General features: G+C 72.2%; 18 protein-coding genes. 11 read left to right on the forward strand and 7 right to left on the reverse strand.

What is annotated here, in order from left to right; genetic code table 11:
* The 4 genes from BU198_RS10435 to BU198_RS10450 form a co-directional block, all read right to left on the reverse strand.
* On the reverse strand, positions 1–1,209 hold a 1,209-nt coding region (locus BU198_RS10435), incomplete at its 3' end, for an alpha/beta hydrolase family protein (protein WP_188296551.1).
* Between the two features lie 138 nt (positions 1,210–1,347).
* Positions 1,348–2,256 carry a hypothetical protein gene (locus tag BU198_RS10440; protein WP_188296552.1) on the reverse strand — a complete coding sequence of 303 codons (909 nt, stop codon included), beginning with the start codon at positions 2,254–2,256 and terminating at the stop codon, positions 1,348–1,350.
* 250 nt (positions 2,257–2,506) lie between these two features.
* The gene (locus tag BU198_RS41990; RefSeq protein ID WP_223244205.1) at positions 2,507–3,898 is read right to left on the reverse strand and encodes a metallophosphoesterase; all 1,392 of its coding nucleotides are present in this window, start codon (positions 3,896–3,898) and stop codon (positions 2,507–2,509) included.
* Positions 3,899–4,093: 195 nt separating this feature from the next.
* Positions 4,094–5,251 carry a LacI family DNA-binding transcriptional regulator gene (locus BU198_RS10450; RefSeq protein WP_188296553.1) on the reverse strand — a complete coding sequence of 386 codons (1,158 nt, stop codon included), beginning with the start codon at positions 5,249–5,251 and terminating at the stop codon, positions 4,094–4,096.
* 354 nt (positions 5,252–5,605) lie between these two features.
* On the opposite strand from BU198_RS10450, the gene hisC reads away from it, so the two are divergent.
* The 5 genes from hisC (at position 5,606) to BU198_RS10475 (ending at position 11,113) form a co-directional block, all read left to right on the forward strand.
* Positions 5,606–6,685: a histidinol-phosphate transaminase gene (hisC, locus tag BU198_RS10455; RefSeq protein ID WP_188296554.1), complete on the forward strand. Its 1,080-nt coding sequence runs from the start codon at positions 5,606–5,608 to the stop codon at positions 6,683–6,685.
* Between the two features lie 300 nt (positions 6,686–6,985).
* Positions 6,986–8,389: an efflux RND transporter periplasmic adaptor subunit gene (locus BU198_RS10460; RefSeq protein WP_188296555.1), complete on the forward strand. Its 1,404-nt coding sequence runs from the start codon at positions 6,986–6,988 to the stop codon at positions 8,387–8,389.
* A gap of 8 nt (positions 8,390–8,397) precedes the next feature.
* Complete coding sequence (locus BU198_RS10465) at positions 8,398–9,207, forward strand: ABC transporter ATP-binding protein (RefSeq protein ID WP_188296556.1); 810 nt, start codon at positions 8,398–8,400, stop codon at positions 9,205–9,207.
* Entirely contained in the window at positions 9,204–10,415 is a 1,212-nt protein-coding gene (locus BU198_RS10470) for an ABC transporter permease (protein ID WP_188296557.1), read from the forward strand. The genes BU198_RS10465 and BU198_RS10470 overlap by 4 nt, the downstream gene beginning before the upstream one ends.
* An 11-nt stretch (positions 10,416–10,426) precedes the next feature.
* Entirely contained in the window at positions 10,427–11,113 is a 687-nt protein-coding gene (locus tag BU198_RS10475) for a DUF5666 domain-containing protein (protein WP_188296558.1), read from the forward strand.
* A gap of 72 nt (positions 11,114–11,185) precedes the next feature.
* Here the strand turns inward: BU198_RS10475 and BU198_RS10480 are convergent, their stop codons facing one another.
* Both BU198_RS10480 and BU198_RS43310 read right to left on the reverse strand, forming a co-directional pair.
* Positions 11,186–11,437 carry a hypothetical protein gene (locus BU198_RS10480; RefSeq protein WP_188296559.1) on the reverse strand — a complete coding sequence of 84 codons (252 nt, stop codon included), beginning with the start codon at positions 11,435–11,437 and terminating at the stop codon, positions 11,186–11,188.
* Positions 11,434–11,559: a hypothetical protein gene (locus tag BU198_RS43310; protein WP_262987022.1), complete on the reverse strand. Its 126-nt coding sequence runs from the start codon at positions 11,557–11,559 to the stop codon at positions 11,434–11,436. The genes BU198_RS10480 and BU198_RS43310 overlap by 4 nt, the downstream gene beginning before the upstream one ends.
* Positions 11,560–11,787: 228 nt before the next feature.
* Between BU198_RS43310 and BU198_RS10485 the strand changes: the two genes are divergently transcribed.
* From BU198_RS10485 to BU198_RS10505, 5 genes are all read left to right on the forward strand, one after another.
* Complete coding sequence (locus BU198_RS10485; RefSeq protein ID WP_188296560.1) at positions 11,788–12,654, forward strand: helix-turn-helix domain-containing protein; 867 nt, start codon at positions 11,788–11,790, stop codon at positions 12,652–12,654.
* Positions 12,647–12,850, forward strand: a complete 204-nt coding sequence (locus tag BU198_RS10490; protein WP_188296561.1) for a DUF397 domain-containing protein — start codon at positions 12,647–12,649, stop codon at positions 12,848–12,850. The genes BU198_RS10485 and BU198_RS10490 overlap by 8 nt, the downstream gene beginning before the upstream one ends.
* Before the next feature lie 162 nt (positions 12,851–13,012).
* Positions 13,013–13,411 carry a hypothetical protein gene (locus BU198_RS10495; protein ID WP_188296562.1) on the forward strand — a complete coding sequence of 133 codons (399 nt, stop codon included), beginning with the start codon at positions 13,013–13,015 and terminating at the stop codon, positions 13,409–13,411.
* Between the two features lie 193 nt (positions 13,412–13,604).
* Entirely contained in the window at positions 13,605–13,808 is a 204-nt protein-coding gene (locus tag BU198_RS10500; protein ID WP_188296563.1) for an EF-hand domain-containing protein, read from the forward strand.
* 186 nt (positions 13,809–13,994) lie between these two features.
* The gene (locus tag BU198_RS10505) at positions 13,995–14,531 is read left to right on the forward strand and encodes an RICIN domain-containing protein (protein WP_188296564.1); all 537 of its coding nucleotides are present in this window, start codon (positions 13,995–13,997) and stop codon (positions 14,529–14,531) included.
* Positions 14,532–14,654: 123 nt separating this feature from the next.
* Here BU198_RS10505 and BU198_RS10510 read toward each other — a convergent pair whose 3' ends face one another.
* On the reverse strand, positions 14,655–15,251 hold the full coding sequence (locus BU198_RS10510; RefSeq protein WP_188296565.1) for a YceI family protein: 597 nt from the start codon (positions 15,249–15,251) through the stop codon (positions 14,655–14,657).
* A 132-nt stretch (positions 15,252–15,383) separates the two neighbouring features.
* Between BU198_RS10510 and BU198_RS10515 the strand changes: the two genes are divergently transcribed.
* Positions 15,384–15,737: a UBP-type zinc finger domain-containing protein gene (locus BU198_RS10515; RefSeq protein ID WP_188296566.1), complete on the forward strand. Its 354-nt coding sequence runs from the start codon at positions 15,384–15,386 to the stop codon at positions 15,735–15,737.
* Positions 15,738–16,128: the final 391 nt, after the last annotated feature.

Below are 16,128 nucleotides of genomic sequence, written 5' to 3' on the forward strand. Positions count from 1 at the left end.
GGTCCCGGCGAGGGCGGCCCAGCCGGCGGCCCCGGGCAGGGCAGCCGGGCGCGCCCGGCCGCGCAGCCGGCGGAAGGCGCCGGTCAGCGCGTAGCCCGCGAAGCCGGTCAGGCAGAGCAGGGTGGCGACGGCCTCGAACCAGACGGACCGGTACCAGGGGAGCGGGTCGAGCGCGCGGCTGCGGGTGTCCTGCGGCGGGGCCGGGTCGGCGGTGGCGGTGGGCAGGCCGGTGGCGAGCCGCTGGATCCAGGCCGCCTCGGTCGCGGCGTAGTCCGCCGGGAGCCGGTCGGGCCGGTCGTACCCGTCGTCCCCGGTCAGGTGCAGGTTGTGCCGGACGCCGGGGACGGTGCGCAGCGTGTAGTGAGTGTTGCCGCCGCGGTCGAGGGCCTGGCGGATGATCGTGGCGCTCTCCTCGGGGGCGGCCTCGCGGTCGAGCGCGCCCCACTCGGCCAGGACCGGCTGCCGGACCCGCTCCCACGCCGGCACCGGGTCGTAGCCGGCCTCGGGGAACAGCCCGGCGGCCGTGAGCTGACGGACCGAGGTGTCCGCGAGCGCGGTGACCAGCGAGCCGGAGACCCCGGCGTGGCGCAGGTAGCCCCGGTACGCCCAGGCCTGCTGACGGGCGGGGGTGAGGCCGACCGCGCCGACGGTGACCAGGTACGCCGCCTCGGCGGAGCGGGAGGCGGCGAGCGAGGCGACCCAGGCGCCTTCGGAGAGGCCCCACAGGCCGACCCGGTCCGGGTCGGTCTCCGGCCGGGAGCGCAGCAGCCGGACGGCGGCGAGGGCGTCGTCGGCCGGCTGTCCGTAGTCCCGGCGGGTCATCGAGTAGCCGTCGGTGCGCTTGTCGAAGACCAGCGTGGTGACGCCGTGCCTGGCGTACGTCTCGGCGGCGGCCCGCAGTTCGGCCAGCGGGCCCGGGCCGGCTCCGGGGAGCATGACCAGCCCGGGGTCGCGGGTGCCGGCCGCCGCGGTGGGCGGGGCCAGCACCAGTCCGTGCAGGGTGGTGCCGTCGGCGCCGGTGAAGTCGACGCGGCTGGGGACCGGGTCGCCCGCCGCGTCCGTCGGGGACGCCCCGCCCGTCGTACCGGCCCGGCCCGTCGCGCCCGCGGGTCCGGCGGCGGGGAGCAGCCCCAGCAGGGCCGTCAGCAGGGCGGAGACCACCAGCACGGTCGGTCGGGTACGGGATGGTCGGACGGTTCCGGTGCTCATCGCTGGTCTCCCCCGGTCGTTCTCCACGTGTGGGTTCCACCCTGGCGGGCGGTGGAGTCAGGGGCGATGGTGGCCGCACCAGGACCGGGGGTGGGGATGTCCCCAGGAAGCGGCCGCGGCGGCCGGGGACCGGAGGGCTCAGCCGACCTCGTCCGGACCGGTGAAGCCGGGCGCGGTGTACCCGGGTCGGGTGAAGTCGGGCGAGGTGAAGTCGGGCGGGGTGGCGGCCGGCCGGGGCGTGCGGCCCCCGGGATCGGTCAGGTCGTCGGGGCCGGGGCTGGTGTACGCGGGGGAGCTGTACCCGGGGCTGCTGAAGTCAGGCCCCGCGTCGCCGGATTCCGTATCGACTTCCGCACCGGCGTCCACCTGCGGCCCCGACACGGCCGAGCCCGCCGCCGAGCCGGGCACCGGCGGCAGGGCGTCGAGCAGGTACGGGAGCAGACCGCGCTCGCGCAGCGCGCCGCGCCACTCGCCGTGGGCGTCGGAGAGCGCGGCGGCGAGTTCGGGGTCGGTGCCGGCCGGGGCGGTCGAGGCGCCGTCGCGCAGGGCGGTGAGCAGCAGCCCGATGATGCCGATGGCCATCGCGGCGACCCCGGCGGCGAGCGCCACCCACCCGGCGGTGACCAGGGAGCGGGCGAGGCCGAGGCCGGGGTCGGCGGCGCGCAGCAGGTAGCCGGCCAGGAGGAGGCACAGGGCGGCGGCCCAGGCCAGGATCGGGGTGAGCACGGTGAGGACCGGGAACAGCCCGGCGCCGCCGTCGGCGGAGCGCAGCTGGGTGAGCAGCCCGGGGGCGGTGGGTTCGGCGTCGGGGGGTGGCGGCGGCGTGCTGTGCAGGCTCGCGCGCAGCCGGGTGTAGTGCGCGTACTCGGCGGCGGCCGCGGCGTTGACGCGGTCGGCGTCGCGCAGGGCGCGGACGCGCAGCTGGTCGGTGGTGAGGGCGCCGGGCGCGCGCAGGGCGGCGAGGACGGCGCGGTCGCGCAGGACTTCCGTGAGGAGGCGCTCGTACTCCGGGCGGTCCTCGGCGAGCAGTGGCGGGGGGTTGGACATGGGGACCCCGTTCGTGCGGACCCCGGTTCGTTCCGCCCCGGGGGCGCGCGGCCCTCAGGGCGCCGAAACGGGCGCGGAGGCGGGCCGCCGGACGGGCGGCCGGGTGTGGTGTGCCTCATGGTAGGGGCGGGCGTACCCGGGCTGACAGTCGGTTTCCGGAATTTCGCGCCCCGGGACGCGCGCGTGTGACGGCCCGAGCGCCGGGAACAACTGTTCCCCGCACCTCGTCGGTTGACGATCGGTCGACGCCTCAGCCGACCGGCAGCCGGGCGATCAGCAGCCGCCCCTCCATGGTGACGCCGCCGTCCATCGCCACCGCCAGGTCGTCCGCGTACACGTACGGTCCCGGGATGTGCGGCGGCTGGCCGTCGTCGTTGTGCACCGCGCCGGTGAGGTACGGGATCGGGCTGTGCCCGTGCACGATCCGGCTGCCGCCGTAGGTGTCCAGCAGCTCGTGGACGGCGGTCGGGCCGGCGTCGCCGCGGAAGGCGAACCGCTTGGTGAAGCGGCGGAAGCAGTCCCACCACTCGTCCACGCTGCCGTCGGAGAGCAGCTCGTGCACCGCGTCGTTGACGTCGGGGATGGACTCGCCGTACTCCAGGTACGCGGTGGTGTCGGAGTGCAGCAGCAGGTGGCCGTCCTCCAGCGCGACGGCGGGGAGCCGGGAGAGCCAGCTGACGTGGTGCGCCTCCAGGCGGTCCAGGTCGTTCTGCTGGCCGCCGTTGAGCCGCCAGGCGGCCAGGAAGGAGGCGGTGCCCGCGGTGGACTGCACGGGCTCGTCACCGTACTTGGAGGCGCCGAGGAAGAGCAGTTCGTGGTTGCCCATCAGGGCGCGGCAGTAGCCGCCAGCCGCGGCGGCCTCGGCGGCCAGCTGCATGACCAGGTCGATGACGCCGATGCCGTCGGGGCCGCGGTCGGTGAAGTCGCCGAGGAACCAGATCCGGGAGCGGCCGGCGGACCAGTGGCCGTCGGCGTCGATCAGGCCCTGGTTGCGCAGCTCGGCGCGCAGCTCCTCCAGGTAGCCGTGCACGTCGCCGACGACGTAGACCGGGCCCGGCGGCTCGTCGGGGCCGGGGGCCGGGTACGGGTAGGTCGGTGCGGAGGGGTCGGGCAGCGGCGGGCCGAGCTCGATGGTCGGCGGGTCGTCGCGGCCGGCGAGCTGGAGCGCCGGGGAGGGCTGGTCGGGCGGGGCGGGCTCGTAGCCGCCCTGCTCCCGGCCCTCGTAGCCGCCCTGGTTCTGCCCCTCGTAGCCGCGGCCGTCCTGGTAGCCGCCCTGCTCCTGTCCCTGGTACCCGCTCTGCTCCTGGTAGCCGCCCTGCTCCTGCCCTTCGTGGCGCTCCTGCCCCTCGTAGCCGTCCTGTCCCTGGTGGGCGAAGGCCGGGGCGGGGTCGACGCCGATCCCCTGGGCGTGCACGGTGTGACCCTGGCCGTCGGCGGGCCAGTGCTGCTCCAGGTAGCGGGCTCCGCCGTAGCCGCTGTAGGTCTCCCCGTCGTACGTCTCCCCCTCGTAGGGCGGGGCGGTGTAGCCGGGCGCGGGGTCGGGTTCGTAATAGGTGCCGTACGGCAGCACGTCGAGGTCCGGCTGGTGGCGGAGGCCTGAGTGGGGGTGCTCAGGCCCGGGGAAGCGGTCCTCGGGTGTCATTCGCCCATCATAGGAAGACCACTCTCCCGGCGTCGTCACCTGGTGGGTATCCAATCCTCCGGAGCGTCAGCCGGGCGGCCCCACAAGGTCCGTTTTGTCCCGGCTCGGTACGGTCTCGTCAACTCTCGTCGAGCGCTCGTCGCGCCCCGGGACCGTGCCCCCTCGGCCCGGTCCGGGCCGAGGGGGCACGGCGGTCTAGACCTCGCCCGGGGGCCGGGGCGGGCTGACGGTGGTGCGCGGACTCCGGCGCTGGGAGGACGCGCGGACGATCAGCTCGGTCGGCATCAGGGTGCCCGGCGGCGGCCCGGTGCCGGCGGTGCGGAAGCGGGGCGGGAAGAGCCGGGCGATGTCGACGCCCGTCCCCGAGTCCACTCCCTCGATCGCGTCGATCAGCAGGTTGACCACCGTGGTGCCGATCTTGCGCGGTTTGAGCGAGAGCGTGGTGATCGGCGGCTCGGTGGTCGCGTAGACGTCGCTCTCGCTGCAGCAGACCAGCAGCAGGTCGTCCGGCACCCGCAGGCCGTACCGGCGGGCGGCGGCCAGCAGGTCGGTGCCGTTGGGGTCGAACAGTCCGTAGACGGCGTCCGGCCGGTCGGGGCGGGCGAGCAGCCGGTCGGCGGCGACGGCGCCGGCGGCCGGGTCGTGCGCCGGGTAGGTCTCGTACACCGGCTCCTGACCGACCTTGGCGCACCAGCCGAGGTAGGCCTCGGTGGAGAGCCGGGTGTAGGTGTCGGTGCTGGTGCCGGTGAGCAGGCCGATCCGGCGGGCGCCGGCTTCGGAGAGGTGGTCGAGGATGCCGAGCACGGCGGCCTCGTGGTCGTTGTCGACCCAGGCGGTGACCGGGCAGTTGCCCGGCTTGCCGTCGCTGACCACCGGGACGCCGGACCGGTAGAGCTCGCTCACCAGGGGGTCCTGGTCGGGCGGGTCGATCACCACGGTGCCGTCCAGGGCGATGTTGCCCCAGACGTCGTGGCGGGAGGAGGCGGGCAGCACCACGAGCGCGTAGCCGCGGCCCAGGGCGGCGCTGGTGGCGGCCCTGGCCATCTCGGCGAAGTAGGCGAACTCGGTGAAGGTGAAGGGCTCTTCGCCGTAGGTCGTCACGGTCAGCCCGATCAGGCCGGACCGTCCGGTGCGCAGGGTGCGGGCCGCCGCGGAGGGGCGGTAGCCGAGGCGCTCGGCGACCTCGCGCACCCGGCTGCGGGTTTCGTCGGGCAGGCGGCCCTTACCGTTCAGCGCATCGGAGACAGTGGTGATCGACACTCCGGCGGCTGCTGCCACATCCCGGATGCCGGCCCGCTCCAGACGCCGTGAGGTGGTGGGACGCCGACCGCTCTGGTTGGCTGCTGCTGTCATGGCGGACCGATCGTATGGCTCCTGCCAAGGGTCTGTGACCGGCGCATCGGAAGCCCTCGGAGATACGTTTCTCCAAGAGTGAGCCGGGGTGCGCCCCTTCGATACCCGCCTGAAACCAGGCTTCTTACCTCTGACATGTGCCAAAGGAACCGGGCAGAATGGCTGATCTGCGCCTGTAACCCGTCCGGGCATCTCACTCCTACGGGTGAGGGCGCTCGGTATGGTGCAAGGCACCCGACCGGGGTGGTCCGGGCGCGTCACGAGGTTCCGGGCACGGAGGCGAACCCGTCCGTGGCGGGCGAGCGCACCGGAGCGCGCACCGGAGAGTTCAGCAACTGGAAACGGAGTACGACCGTGAGCAGTGGTACGTCAGCGCAGGGTCCGCGGCTGCGGCCGACCCTCGACGGCATCCCCACGTACAAGCCCGGCAAGCCGGCCGGCGCCGACGCCTACAAGCTGTCCTCGAACGAGAACCCGTACGAGCCGCTGCCCGGCGTGCTGGCGGCGGCGGTCGAGGCGGCCGGGTCGTTCAACCGCTACCCCGACATGGGCGTCAGCGAGCTGGCCTCGGTGCTGGCCGAGCGCTTCGGGGTGCCCGTCGAGCACATCGCCACCGGCACCGGCTCGGTCGGCGTCGCCCAGTCGCTGATCCTCGCCACGGCCGGCCCGGGCGACGAGGTGGTCTTCGCCTGGCGCTCCTTCGAGGCCTACCCGATCATCACCCAGGTCGCCGGCGCCACGCCCGTCCCGGTGCCGCTCAGGGAGAACGGCGACCACGACCTGGACGCGATGCTCGCCGCGATCACCCCGAACACCCGCCTGGTCTTCGTCTGCAACCCCAACAACCCCACCGGCAACGTGATCCACCGCGCCGAGCTGGAGCGCTTCCTGGACGCCGTCCCCGGCGACGTCCTGGTCGTGGTCGACGAGGCGTACATCGAGTTCATCCGCGACCCCGAGGTGCCCAACGGCATCGACCTCTACCGGGACCGCCCGAACGTCTGCGTGCTGCGCACCTTCTCCAAGGCGTACGGCCTGGCCGGCCTGCGGGTCGGCTTCGCCGTCGCGCACGAGCCGGTGGCGGCCGCGCTGCGCAAGACGGCCGTCCCGTTCGGCGTGAGCCAGCTCGCCCAGAACGCGGCCGTCGCCTCGCTGCGCGCCGAGGAGGCGCTGCTGGTGCGGGTGGATGCGCTGGTCGAGGAGCGTGCCCGGGTGGTGGCCGGGCTGCGCGCCCAGGGCTGGGAGATCCCGGACTCGCAGGCCAACTTCGTCTGGCTCGGGCTCGGCGAGCGCTCGCCGGAATTCGCCGCCGCGTGCGCCGAGGCCGGCGTGATGGTGCGGCCGTTCCCCGAGGGCGTGCGGGTGTCGATCGGGGAGGCCGATGGCAACTCGATCTTCCTGTCGGTGGCGGAGGCCTTCCGCAAGTCGCTCTGACGTCTGGCTCGGGTCCGCAGGGGCGCGTCGGTTCTCCGGCGCGCCCCTGCGGCGTTCCCCACGCCGCTTCGAGCGCGTTCCCCGCGCCCCTGCGGCTGACCCCGCGGCGCTTCGAGCGTCCTCCCGGAAGACTGTGGATCACTGGGAGTCCGCTGGGAGTTCGGCCAACGACGGCCCACGGAGCGGCCAAGGCGCCGACGGAGGACGGGTCATCCGTCCGGAATGCCCGGATCCGGCCGGTCAGTCTTCTCCCAGCCCGCGCCCAGGGCTCCGCAAGAGGTCCCCGGGAAGCTGTCCGGCATGAAGGTGCTCCCACGGCGGCGAGGCGCCGTCCTCGTCAACTCCGCGCTCGGCGTGGCCCTGTTGGGCGGCGCGGCCCTCGTGTACGCCACGGTCAGCGGCAGCTCGGGCCCGGCGTCCGCCAAGCCCGCCGCCCGTACCGCGACGGTGTCCAAGGGCACCGTCCTGGCCACCGTGTCCGGAACCGGCACCCTGGCCTCACCGACCGACGCCGCCCAGGACTTCACCACCGGCGGCCGGCTCACCGAGGTCAGGGTCGCGGTCGGGGACGCCGTGAAGAAGGGCCAGGTGCTCGCCACCGTCGACACCACGGCGGCCCAGCAGCAGGTGGACACGGCCCGGGCGGCCCTCACCACGGCCGAGGCCAGCCTCACCAAGGCCCAGGCCGGCGTCACCACCACGACCACCGAGCCCCTGCCGGGCGCCACCTCCGCCGCCGCACCCGGCGGCGGGGCCGGCAGCGGTGGCCGCGGGGCGGGCGTGAGCAGTACGCCCGCCCCGCAGACCACCACGATCACCACCACCAAGGTCGACGACGCGGCCGTGGCCCAGGCCCAGCAGCAGGTCACCACCGCGCAGACCGGCCTCACCAACGCCCAGGCGGCGCTGGCCGGGACGACCCTGACCGCCTCGGTGGACGGCACGGTCGCCTCGATCGCGGGCAAGGCCGGCGACACCGTCGGGGCCACCGCGAGCGGCTCCTCCGCCTCCTCCGGCGGCTCCTCCGGCAAGTCGACCGGCACCGGAACGAGTGCGACGGCCGCGCCGAGCGGCTTCATCGTGCTCACCAACCCGACCGGGATGCAGGTCACCGCGAACTTCTCCGAGCTCGACTCGCTCAAGCTGAAGAAGGGCGAGGCGGCCACCGTCACCCTGAACGCGCAGTCCGACACCAAGCTCAACGCGACCGTCCTGTCGGTCAGTTCGCTGCCCAGCGGCAGCGGCTCCGGCGGCGCGGCCGGCTCCGCCGCCGTCCAGTACGCGGCCACGCTGCAACTGAACGGCGACACCGGCGCGCTGCGCACCGGCCTCAGCGCAACCGTCCAGGTGATCACCGGCGAGGCCGACAACGCGCTCTCGCTGCCCACCACCGCGCTGTCGGGCACGGGTACGAGCCGGACCGCGACCCTGGTGCAGCCGGACGGAAGCTCCGAGCGGGTCACCGTCGGGGTCGGAGTCGAGGGCGACAGCACGGTGCAGGTGGTCTCCGGGCTCAAGGAGGGCGACAAGGTCGAACTCCCCACCACCAGCGGCGGGAACGGCTTCCCGAACGCCTCCTTCCCCGGCCTCGGCGGCAACCGGGGCGCGGGGGGCGCCGGCGGTGCGGTCCTCCCGGGCGGCAACGGCGGTGGCAACGGCGGCGGTGGCAACGGCGGCGGGGCCGGCCGCGGCGGCAGGGGCTGAGAGCGGTGATGCGTCATGTCATCGACAAGCGCGTCCCGGCGCGGCCCGCCCCGGTGATCCGGATCCGCCGGCTCACCAAGGCGTACGGCCACGGCGACGCCACCGTGCACGCGCTGCGCGGCCCGTCCGACCCGCGGACCGGTGGACCCCAGGGCGTCAGCCTGGACATCGAGCAGGGCGACTTCGTCGCCGTGATGGGCAGCTCGGGCTCCGGCAAGTCCACCCTGATGAACATCCTCGGCTGCCTGGACGTCCCGACCTCGGGCAGCTACCTGCTGGACGGTACCGACGTCGGCCACCTGGACGAGCGGCAGCTCGCGCTGGTGCGCAACCGCAGGATCGGCTTCGTCTTCCAGTCCTTCAACCTGGTGCCCCGCACCACCGCCCTCGCCCAGGTCGAGCTGCCGCTCGCCTACGCGGGCGTCCGCACCGCCGAACGGCGCCGCCGGGCACTGGCCGCGCTCTCCCTGGTCGGGCTCGCCGACCGGGCCGGCCACAAGCCCAACGAACTCTCCGGCGGCCAGCAGCAGCGCGTCGCGGTGGCCCGGGCACTGGTGACGGCGCCCGCGATGCTGCTCGCCGACGAGCCCACCGGCAACCTCGACAGCCGCTCGACGGAGGAGGTGCTGGCCCTGATCGACGGGCTGAACGCCACCGGCCGCACGGTCGTGCTGATCACCCACGAGGACGAGGTCGCCCGGCACGCCAAGCGGGTGCTGCGGCTGGTGGACGGGCAGATCGTGAGCGACGTCAGGCAGGCCCCGGTGGAGGGCCCGCCGCCCCTGCTGGGCGTGGCGGTCGCGGAGGTGCCGGCGTGATCCTCTGGCAGACGCTCCGCTTCGCCGTCGGCGGCCTGGCCGCCAACAAGGTGCGCTCCGCGCTCACCATGCTCGGGGTGCTGATCGGCGTGGCCTCGGTGATCCTGCTGCTGGCGGTCGGCAACGGCTCCTCGGTGGCGGTGAAGGACTCGATCACCTCGCTCGGCACCAACGCGCTGACGGTCAGCTCCGGTTCGGCGAACGGCGGCTCCCGCGCCACCTTCTCGGTCAGGAAGCTCACGGTCGCCGACGCCAAGGCGCTGGCGAGCGGGGCCTCGCCGGACGCGGTCAGGTCCGTCGCCCCGGTGGTCACCACCAGCGCGACGGCGCTGCACGGGAACATCTCGTACAGCCCGGGGTCGATCGTCGGCACCTACCCGTCGTACTTCGAGACCGCCAACCAGAAGGTCGCCCACGGCGAGTACTTCACCGACGACGACGTGCTCGCCTCGCGCAAGGTCGCGGTGCTCGGCGCGACGACGGCCAAGCAGCTGTTCGACACCGAGGACCCGGTCGGCAAGCCGGTCGTCCTCGGCGGCACGCCGTTCACGGTGGTCGGCGTGCTCCAGGCCAAGGGCGGCAGCGGCTTCACCGACCCGGACGACGTGGTCGTCGCCCCGCTTCCGACGGTGCAGAACGCCTTCACGGGCTTCGGCCCGGTCAACCAGATCCTGGTCCAGGCCTCGTCCGCGGACTCCACGACGGCGGCCCAGTCCGAGATCACCCGCGTCCTGCTCGGGACGCACGCGATCGCCGACCCGGCCAAGGCGGACTTCCGGATCACCAGCCAGTCCTCGCTGCTCACGGCGAGGGAGAGCACGACGAAGACCTTCACCGTGCTGCTCGGCGCGGTGGCGGCGATCTCGCTGCTGGTCGGCGGGATCGGGATCACCAACATCATGCTGGTGACGGTCACCGAGCGGACCAGGGAGATCGGCATCCGCAAGGCGCTCGGCGCGCCGCGCGCGGTGATCCTGGGGCAGTTCCTCACCGAGTCGACGCTGCTGTCGGTGATCGGCGCGGGGTTGGGAGTGGCGGCCGGGATCGTCGGGTCGCACTTCAGCATCGTCGGCATCAAGCCGGTGGTGATCCCCGAGTCGGTGCTCGGCGCGTTCGCCGTCGCCGTCGCGATCGGGCTGTTCTTCGGCAGCTATCCCGCCAACCGGGCCGCCTCGCTGCGGCCGATCGACGCCCTCCGGCACGAGTAGGACTCCACTTCATGAGCAAAGAGATCGCCGAGACCGCCGGGACCGCCACGGTCGGGGCCGGCACCCCGGCCGAGCAGCTCGCCCTGCTCGCCACCCCGCCGGACGGGCGGGACGTGTCCGCCGAACTGGCCGCGCCGCCACGGCGGAAGCTGCCCTGGCTCAGCCTGGTGCTGGCGGGGGGAGTGATCGCCACGGGGGCGTTCGCGGGCGGGGTCCGGTACCAGCAGGACCACGGGGCGTCGGGCGGGAAGTCCGCGCGCCCGGCGGCTGCTCCGGCCGCTGCCGGCGGCGGGTACGGGCAGGGCAACTCCCGTCGTGGGGGCCAGGGCCAGGGCGCACAGGGGCAGAGCGGCCAGGGCGGGCAGGGCGGGCAGGGCGGGCAGGCCGGTTTCGCCCGTGGCACGGTCAAGGCGGTCGACGGCACCACCGTCTACCTGACCGACACCAACGGCAACACCGTCAAGGTCACCACCGGCGACGCGACGAAGGTCCAGCTCAACAAGGAGGGCAAGGTCGCCGACCTCCAGCCCGGCCAGAGCGTGACCGTCGTCGGCACCCCCGACGCCAACGGTGGCTACACCGCAAGTCAGCTGGTCGAAGGAGCCGCTGCTGCGGGCGGCTTCGGTGGTGCCAGTGGTGGCGGTAATGGCGGCGGCTTCGGTGGCGCCGGCGCCCCCAGGAACCCGTCCGGCGGCTGACCCGGAGCCGTCGGACGACCGCGAGGCCCTCGCCCCCGTACCGGGCGAGGGCCTCCGCGTGTGTTCAGCCGTTCAGCGCTCCCACGCCGCGTCCCGGTCGAGGTCCCGGAGCAGGTGGAGGAGGTTGAGGAGAGTGCTCACGGGCGCGTTGCCGAAGTCGACCAGGAGGCGCCCGTCGAGGACGGTCTCCCCGGCGGAGGCGGAGTCCCAGAGGAGGCCGTGCGGCAGGCCGCGCCGGTGGAGTTCGCCGAGGAGGGCGCTGATGTGCGGGGCGGTGAAGTCCCGCATCCGGGGGTCGTCGGGTGCGATCGGTTCGCGGGTCACGCCGCGGAGTCCAGCTCGTACCGGATCGTGAGGATGGTCCCGGTGTCCCAGGCGGCGCGGGTGAGGGCGTCCCGCAGGGCCTGCCGGGTGAGGGTGGTCGAGGGGGTGTTACGGGTGCACACGGGAACCTCCGGGAGGCTGTGGTGTGGGGAGGGGGAGCCGTGAGCCAGGCCGGGGTACGGTTGGCTCCTCGGCAGGAGGGCAGCAGGCGCCTACTACCCTGTACGGAAGCATGGTTGACGATCCGTCGGATCGGTCTGGGGAGACCCTAGCGCGGGTCGCCACAGATTTGTGGCGACCTGCGAGAAGTTCCCCCGAACGTGGCAGCAGCTCTGAGGCAGACTGATCGCATGGCTCTTCGATCGAACCCGACTCTTCGTCAGATGCGGTTGGGTGCCGAACTGCGCAGGATGCGGGAGCAAGCCGGCCTCGGCGGCAGCCAGCTCGCCCGCGCGCTGGGCATCAACCCCGCCCACGTGACCCAGATGGAGAGCGGCAGGACCGGCATCAGTGTCGAACGCCTGCGGACGATCGCGGCGTTGTGCATGTGCGTCAACGAGCCCTTGGTCGATGCGCTCGCGGACATCATCACGGACCGCGACAAGGGCGGTTGGTGGGAGGAGTACCGCGGACGCCTCTCGCAGGACTTCCTTGAGATCGCTGAGCTTGAAGGTCACGCACGAGGACTCTCGGCCTACACGATGGCCTTCGTCCACGGGCTGCTTCAGACGGACGCCTACGCCTCTGCCATCTTTGCTCGTTCCTATCCGCGTCTTCCGGGTCACGAGGTTGATCTGCGGACGTCGTTTCGCTTGCGGCGTCAGCACGTCGTCCAGTTCGGGTCGACTCCGTTCGCCGCGTACATCCATGAAGCGGCACTGCGCATGCAGTTCAGCGGGGCCGAAGCTCAAGCAGAGCAACTCGGTGCCCTTGTCGAAGCCTCCGAGAAGCCCAACATCTCGATTCGAGTCGTGCTGTTCGACGCCGATACGATCCCACTCCCCAACGAGAACTTCACCTATGTCGAAGGACCGGTTCAGGAGCTCGACACAGTGCAGGCGGACTCGGGTGTCGGAAACCTGCTGTTCGATGCGCCGGCCCACACGGCCCGATTTCGGTCGCTGCTCGCCCAGATCGGTTCGGCTGCTCTCTCGGAAGGGGAGTCCCGAGAGTTCATTTGTTCCATCAAGAAGGACATGGAAAGTAAATATGCGTAACTCTTCCTGGCAGAAGTCCAGCTACTCCGGCTCGAACGCCGACTGTGTCGAGGTCCGTGCAGCTGATGGCGCGATCGAACTCCGTGAGTCCGACGAAGGGCACATCAGCATCCGCATGAGCGCCCGCAGGTTTGCTGCCTTCCTCCAGGAGACGAAGGCGGGCGACTTCGACCACCTGCTGACCACCGACGCCTAACGAATCGTTCCGGCGGCCCCTTGCTCCTCCGCAAGGGGCCGCCGTCGACCGTCTGTCCGGAGGGGTGGGTCCAGCCCCACCCTTCCGTGGGGCTGGACCCATGGGCCGCCCGCCGTCCGCTCCGTAGCGTCGTTCCCACAACGACTCGGAGGGAACAGAACCATGGCGACCACGACCCACCAGGACGCCTTCACCACGGTGAAGAAGTACGTCGCGCTGTTCGGCGCCGGCGGTGCCGTCGTCCTCGGCGCGGTCGCCGTGATGGCGTCCACCGGCCACGAGACGACCCCGTTCATGTGGATCCGCGGCGCGATCTTCCCCCTGTTGGCCCTCTTCCTCCACCGCAAGGCCACCGAGGCGGCCGCGGGTTCCCCCAAGGCCTTCGACCGTCTCCGCACCCTCTCCACCGTGATGCCGATCGCCATCATCGGGGTCGATCTCATCCCGGGCCTCTGCCCGCCCTGGTACGCCGTCCTCCAGGGCCTCTCCGCCCTCGCCCTGGTTCCCGTCGCCGTCTTCACCCGCACCTCGGCCCTTGCCGCCGCCTTCTCCAAGCCGTAGCCGCCGCGCAGGAAGTCGGCCCGCCCGACTTCCTGCGCATCAGCGCACTTCACTCCGGCGGTCCGTGCGGGAAGCGGCTGTCTGAAATTGAAAGCGATAATAATTAAATACTTGTAAATCGATCGCGATGGAACTCGCGGATTCGTGCTCTATGCTTCCAGGCGGCGGAAAAGTCTCCAGTGGAAGGAACCTCATGAGCAGCGAAGTCGAGAAGAAGGCCGAATTCGACAAGATCGACACCGACGGCGACGGCTTCATCAGCGCCGAGGAGCTCAAGGTCAACGTCAAGAAGAACCCCAAGGTGACCGACTCCCAGGCCGAGGTGATCTTCAAGTGGGCGGACGACAACAGCGACGGCAAGATCACCTTCGAGGAGTACGCCAAGTTCGTTAAGTAGTCGTTTTGTCTGCCGAATCCCGATGGGGCTCATGGGTCCTGTCGGGATTCGGGTTGTCTGTCGGCGATCCGATGCCTGGCGCGGCCGTGTACGAATCATGCGCTGCTACGTTTCCCCCGAGCAGGAGGACCTGCCCGAATCGGAGCCCATGAGCATGGGCGCAGGGAATGTCCGAGGAGGAATCACGTGAGCATCATGAGGAGGATCGGCGTGGTCGCGGGGGCGGTCGTGCTCTCGGGCACGGCGATCAGCGTCGCTTCTGCGGTGGCCGACGACGAGCATGCGGTGCGGGACGCCGACGTCGCCTTCCGGGCGAAGGCCCAGAACGAGCTGTACGACACCAACCTCGCCCACCCCAAGGGCACCGGGGTCACGACCGAGACTCCGGAGCTGGGCGTGGCGTCCCAGTCCTGGAGGTTCAAGAAGGTCGCGGAGACCCACGAAGGGACCGGGGTCTTCACGATCGAGGCGGACACCTCCACCGGTCTGTGCATCACGAACGACGGGTCCGACCGGCCGGTGCTCCTGGAGAAGTGCAACGACGGGAACATGGCGCAGCGGTGGTTCGTGAACTCCGGCCTGGAGCACAGCACGATCGTGAGCGAGAAGAACAAGAACGAGGCCCTGGCGGCGGAGGGCGCGGGTCAGGCCGTCAGACTCGTCGAGGTCTTCGGCAAGCCCAACGTCAACCAGCTCTGGACCTTCATCTACTCCGGCCAGTAGACGTATCCGGTACCGGACGCCGTCGGTGAACCCGAGGGCCGGCGATGCAGCCCCGTCGGGCAACTGTCCGACGGGGCGGCGTCGTGAGGGAAGTTGCCTGCTCGCACCCGGGTCCGGCACCGCTCAGGCGGTTTGGCCGCCACCGTCGGTGGCCGTCCCTGAGGCGCTCTCCAGGACCGCCTCGACATCGACCGTGACGTCGACCAGGTTGCTGACCACCACGCCGCCCCGGTCCACCGCGTCGTTCCAACTCACGCCGAAGTCCTGGCGGTTGATCCGGGTGCCGGCGGTGAATCCGGCGCGCCGTCTGGGGCCCAGGTCGCGCCCGTCCTCCCACCAGGGGGTGTCCCACTGCCCGAGGTAGCTCACGTCGAAGGTGACCGGGTGCGTCACGCCGCGGATGGTGAGCTCCCCGGTGACTTCGAAGCCGCTCGCGCTCACCTGGTGGACCCGTGACCCGACGAAGTGCCAGGTCGGGTGGTGTTCGACGTCGAAGAAGTCGGCGCTGCGCAGGTGCGCGTCCCGCTCGGGCGAACCGGTGTACACCTGGGTCGCGTCGATGGTCGCCTCGACCCGGGCCCGCTCCGGGGCGTCCGGGTCGACCTCCAGGAAACCGGTCACGTTCTTCAGCTGGCCCCGGACGTAGGTGACCATCATGTGTCTGGCACAGAACTCCGCACCCGTGTGGCTGGGCTCGAAGAACCATTTCGTGGTGGCCATGGCGACTCCGTGAGGTGATGCCGGTGATTGCCCCGAGCCCCCTCCAGTCAGCGTAGGACGATGCCGGACTGGCAGCACCGCCACGGCCGGGCCACGCTGGTGGGGACGGACCGCCCAGCCGAGGAGGCAGGTATGACCGGCGAGCCGATCCCGGGAATCGACCCCACCGCGGTGCCCAGCGGCGACGGCTGCGCGGAGTGCCTGGCAGGTGGTGGCTGGTGGCTCCACCTGCGCCGCTGCGCGGCCTGCGGCCACATCGGCTGCTGCGACTCCTCTCCCGCCCAGCACGCGACGCGGCACGCGCGCCAGGCCGGCCACCCGTTCCTGGTCAGCTTCGAGCCCGGCGAGGACTGGTTCTGGAACCTGGAGACCGACGCCTACTACGAGGGCCCGCCGCTGGCCCCGCCGACCGCCCACCCGCCCACCCAGCCGACCCCGGGCCCGGCCGGCCAGGTCCCCGCCGACTGGCAGTCCCACCTCCACTGACGCCCCACCCCGGCCCCGGCGAATCGTTCCGGCGGCTCCTCGCCTCCCATGAGGAGCCGCCGGCCCACCCACCGAGCCCTCCCACCGCCGGCAGCCGCCCCCACCCCCGGACGCCATCTCAGCCGCACCGGTCGGCTCCTGTGGCGCTCGGCGATGTACTGGGGCAAGGAGTACGACGCCGACTACCAGCTCTTGCAGACAGCCGCCGGGGGCGCATCCGACCGACTGTGCCGGAGCGAGGGCCTGGCCGACCTCGGATTCGTGTGCACTGCCACCGTCTGACGGGATCGGCGTGCAGTACCGGCGCCGGCGTGGTCTCGCCCTGTCCCTCTCCGTCCCGTCGAGGGAGTACGGCGCAGCTTGACCATTGATCCCGACCTCATGCCCGTAC

This window comes from Streptomyces sp. CBMA156 (assembly GCF_014596515.1).
In the GTDB taxonomy this organism is placed as follows: Bacteria; Actinomycetota; Actinomycetes; order Streptomycetales; family Streptomycetaceae; genus Kitasatospora.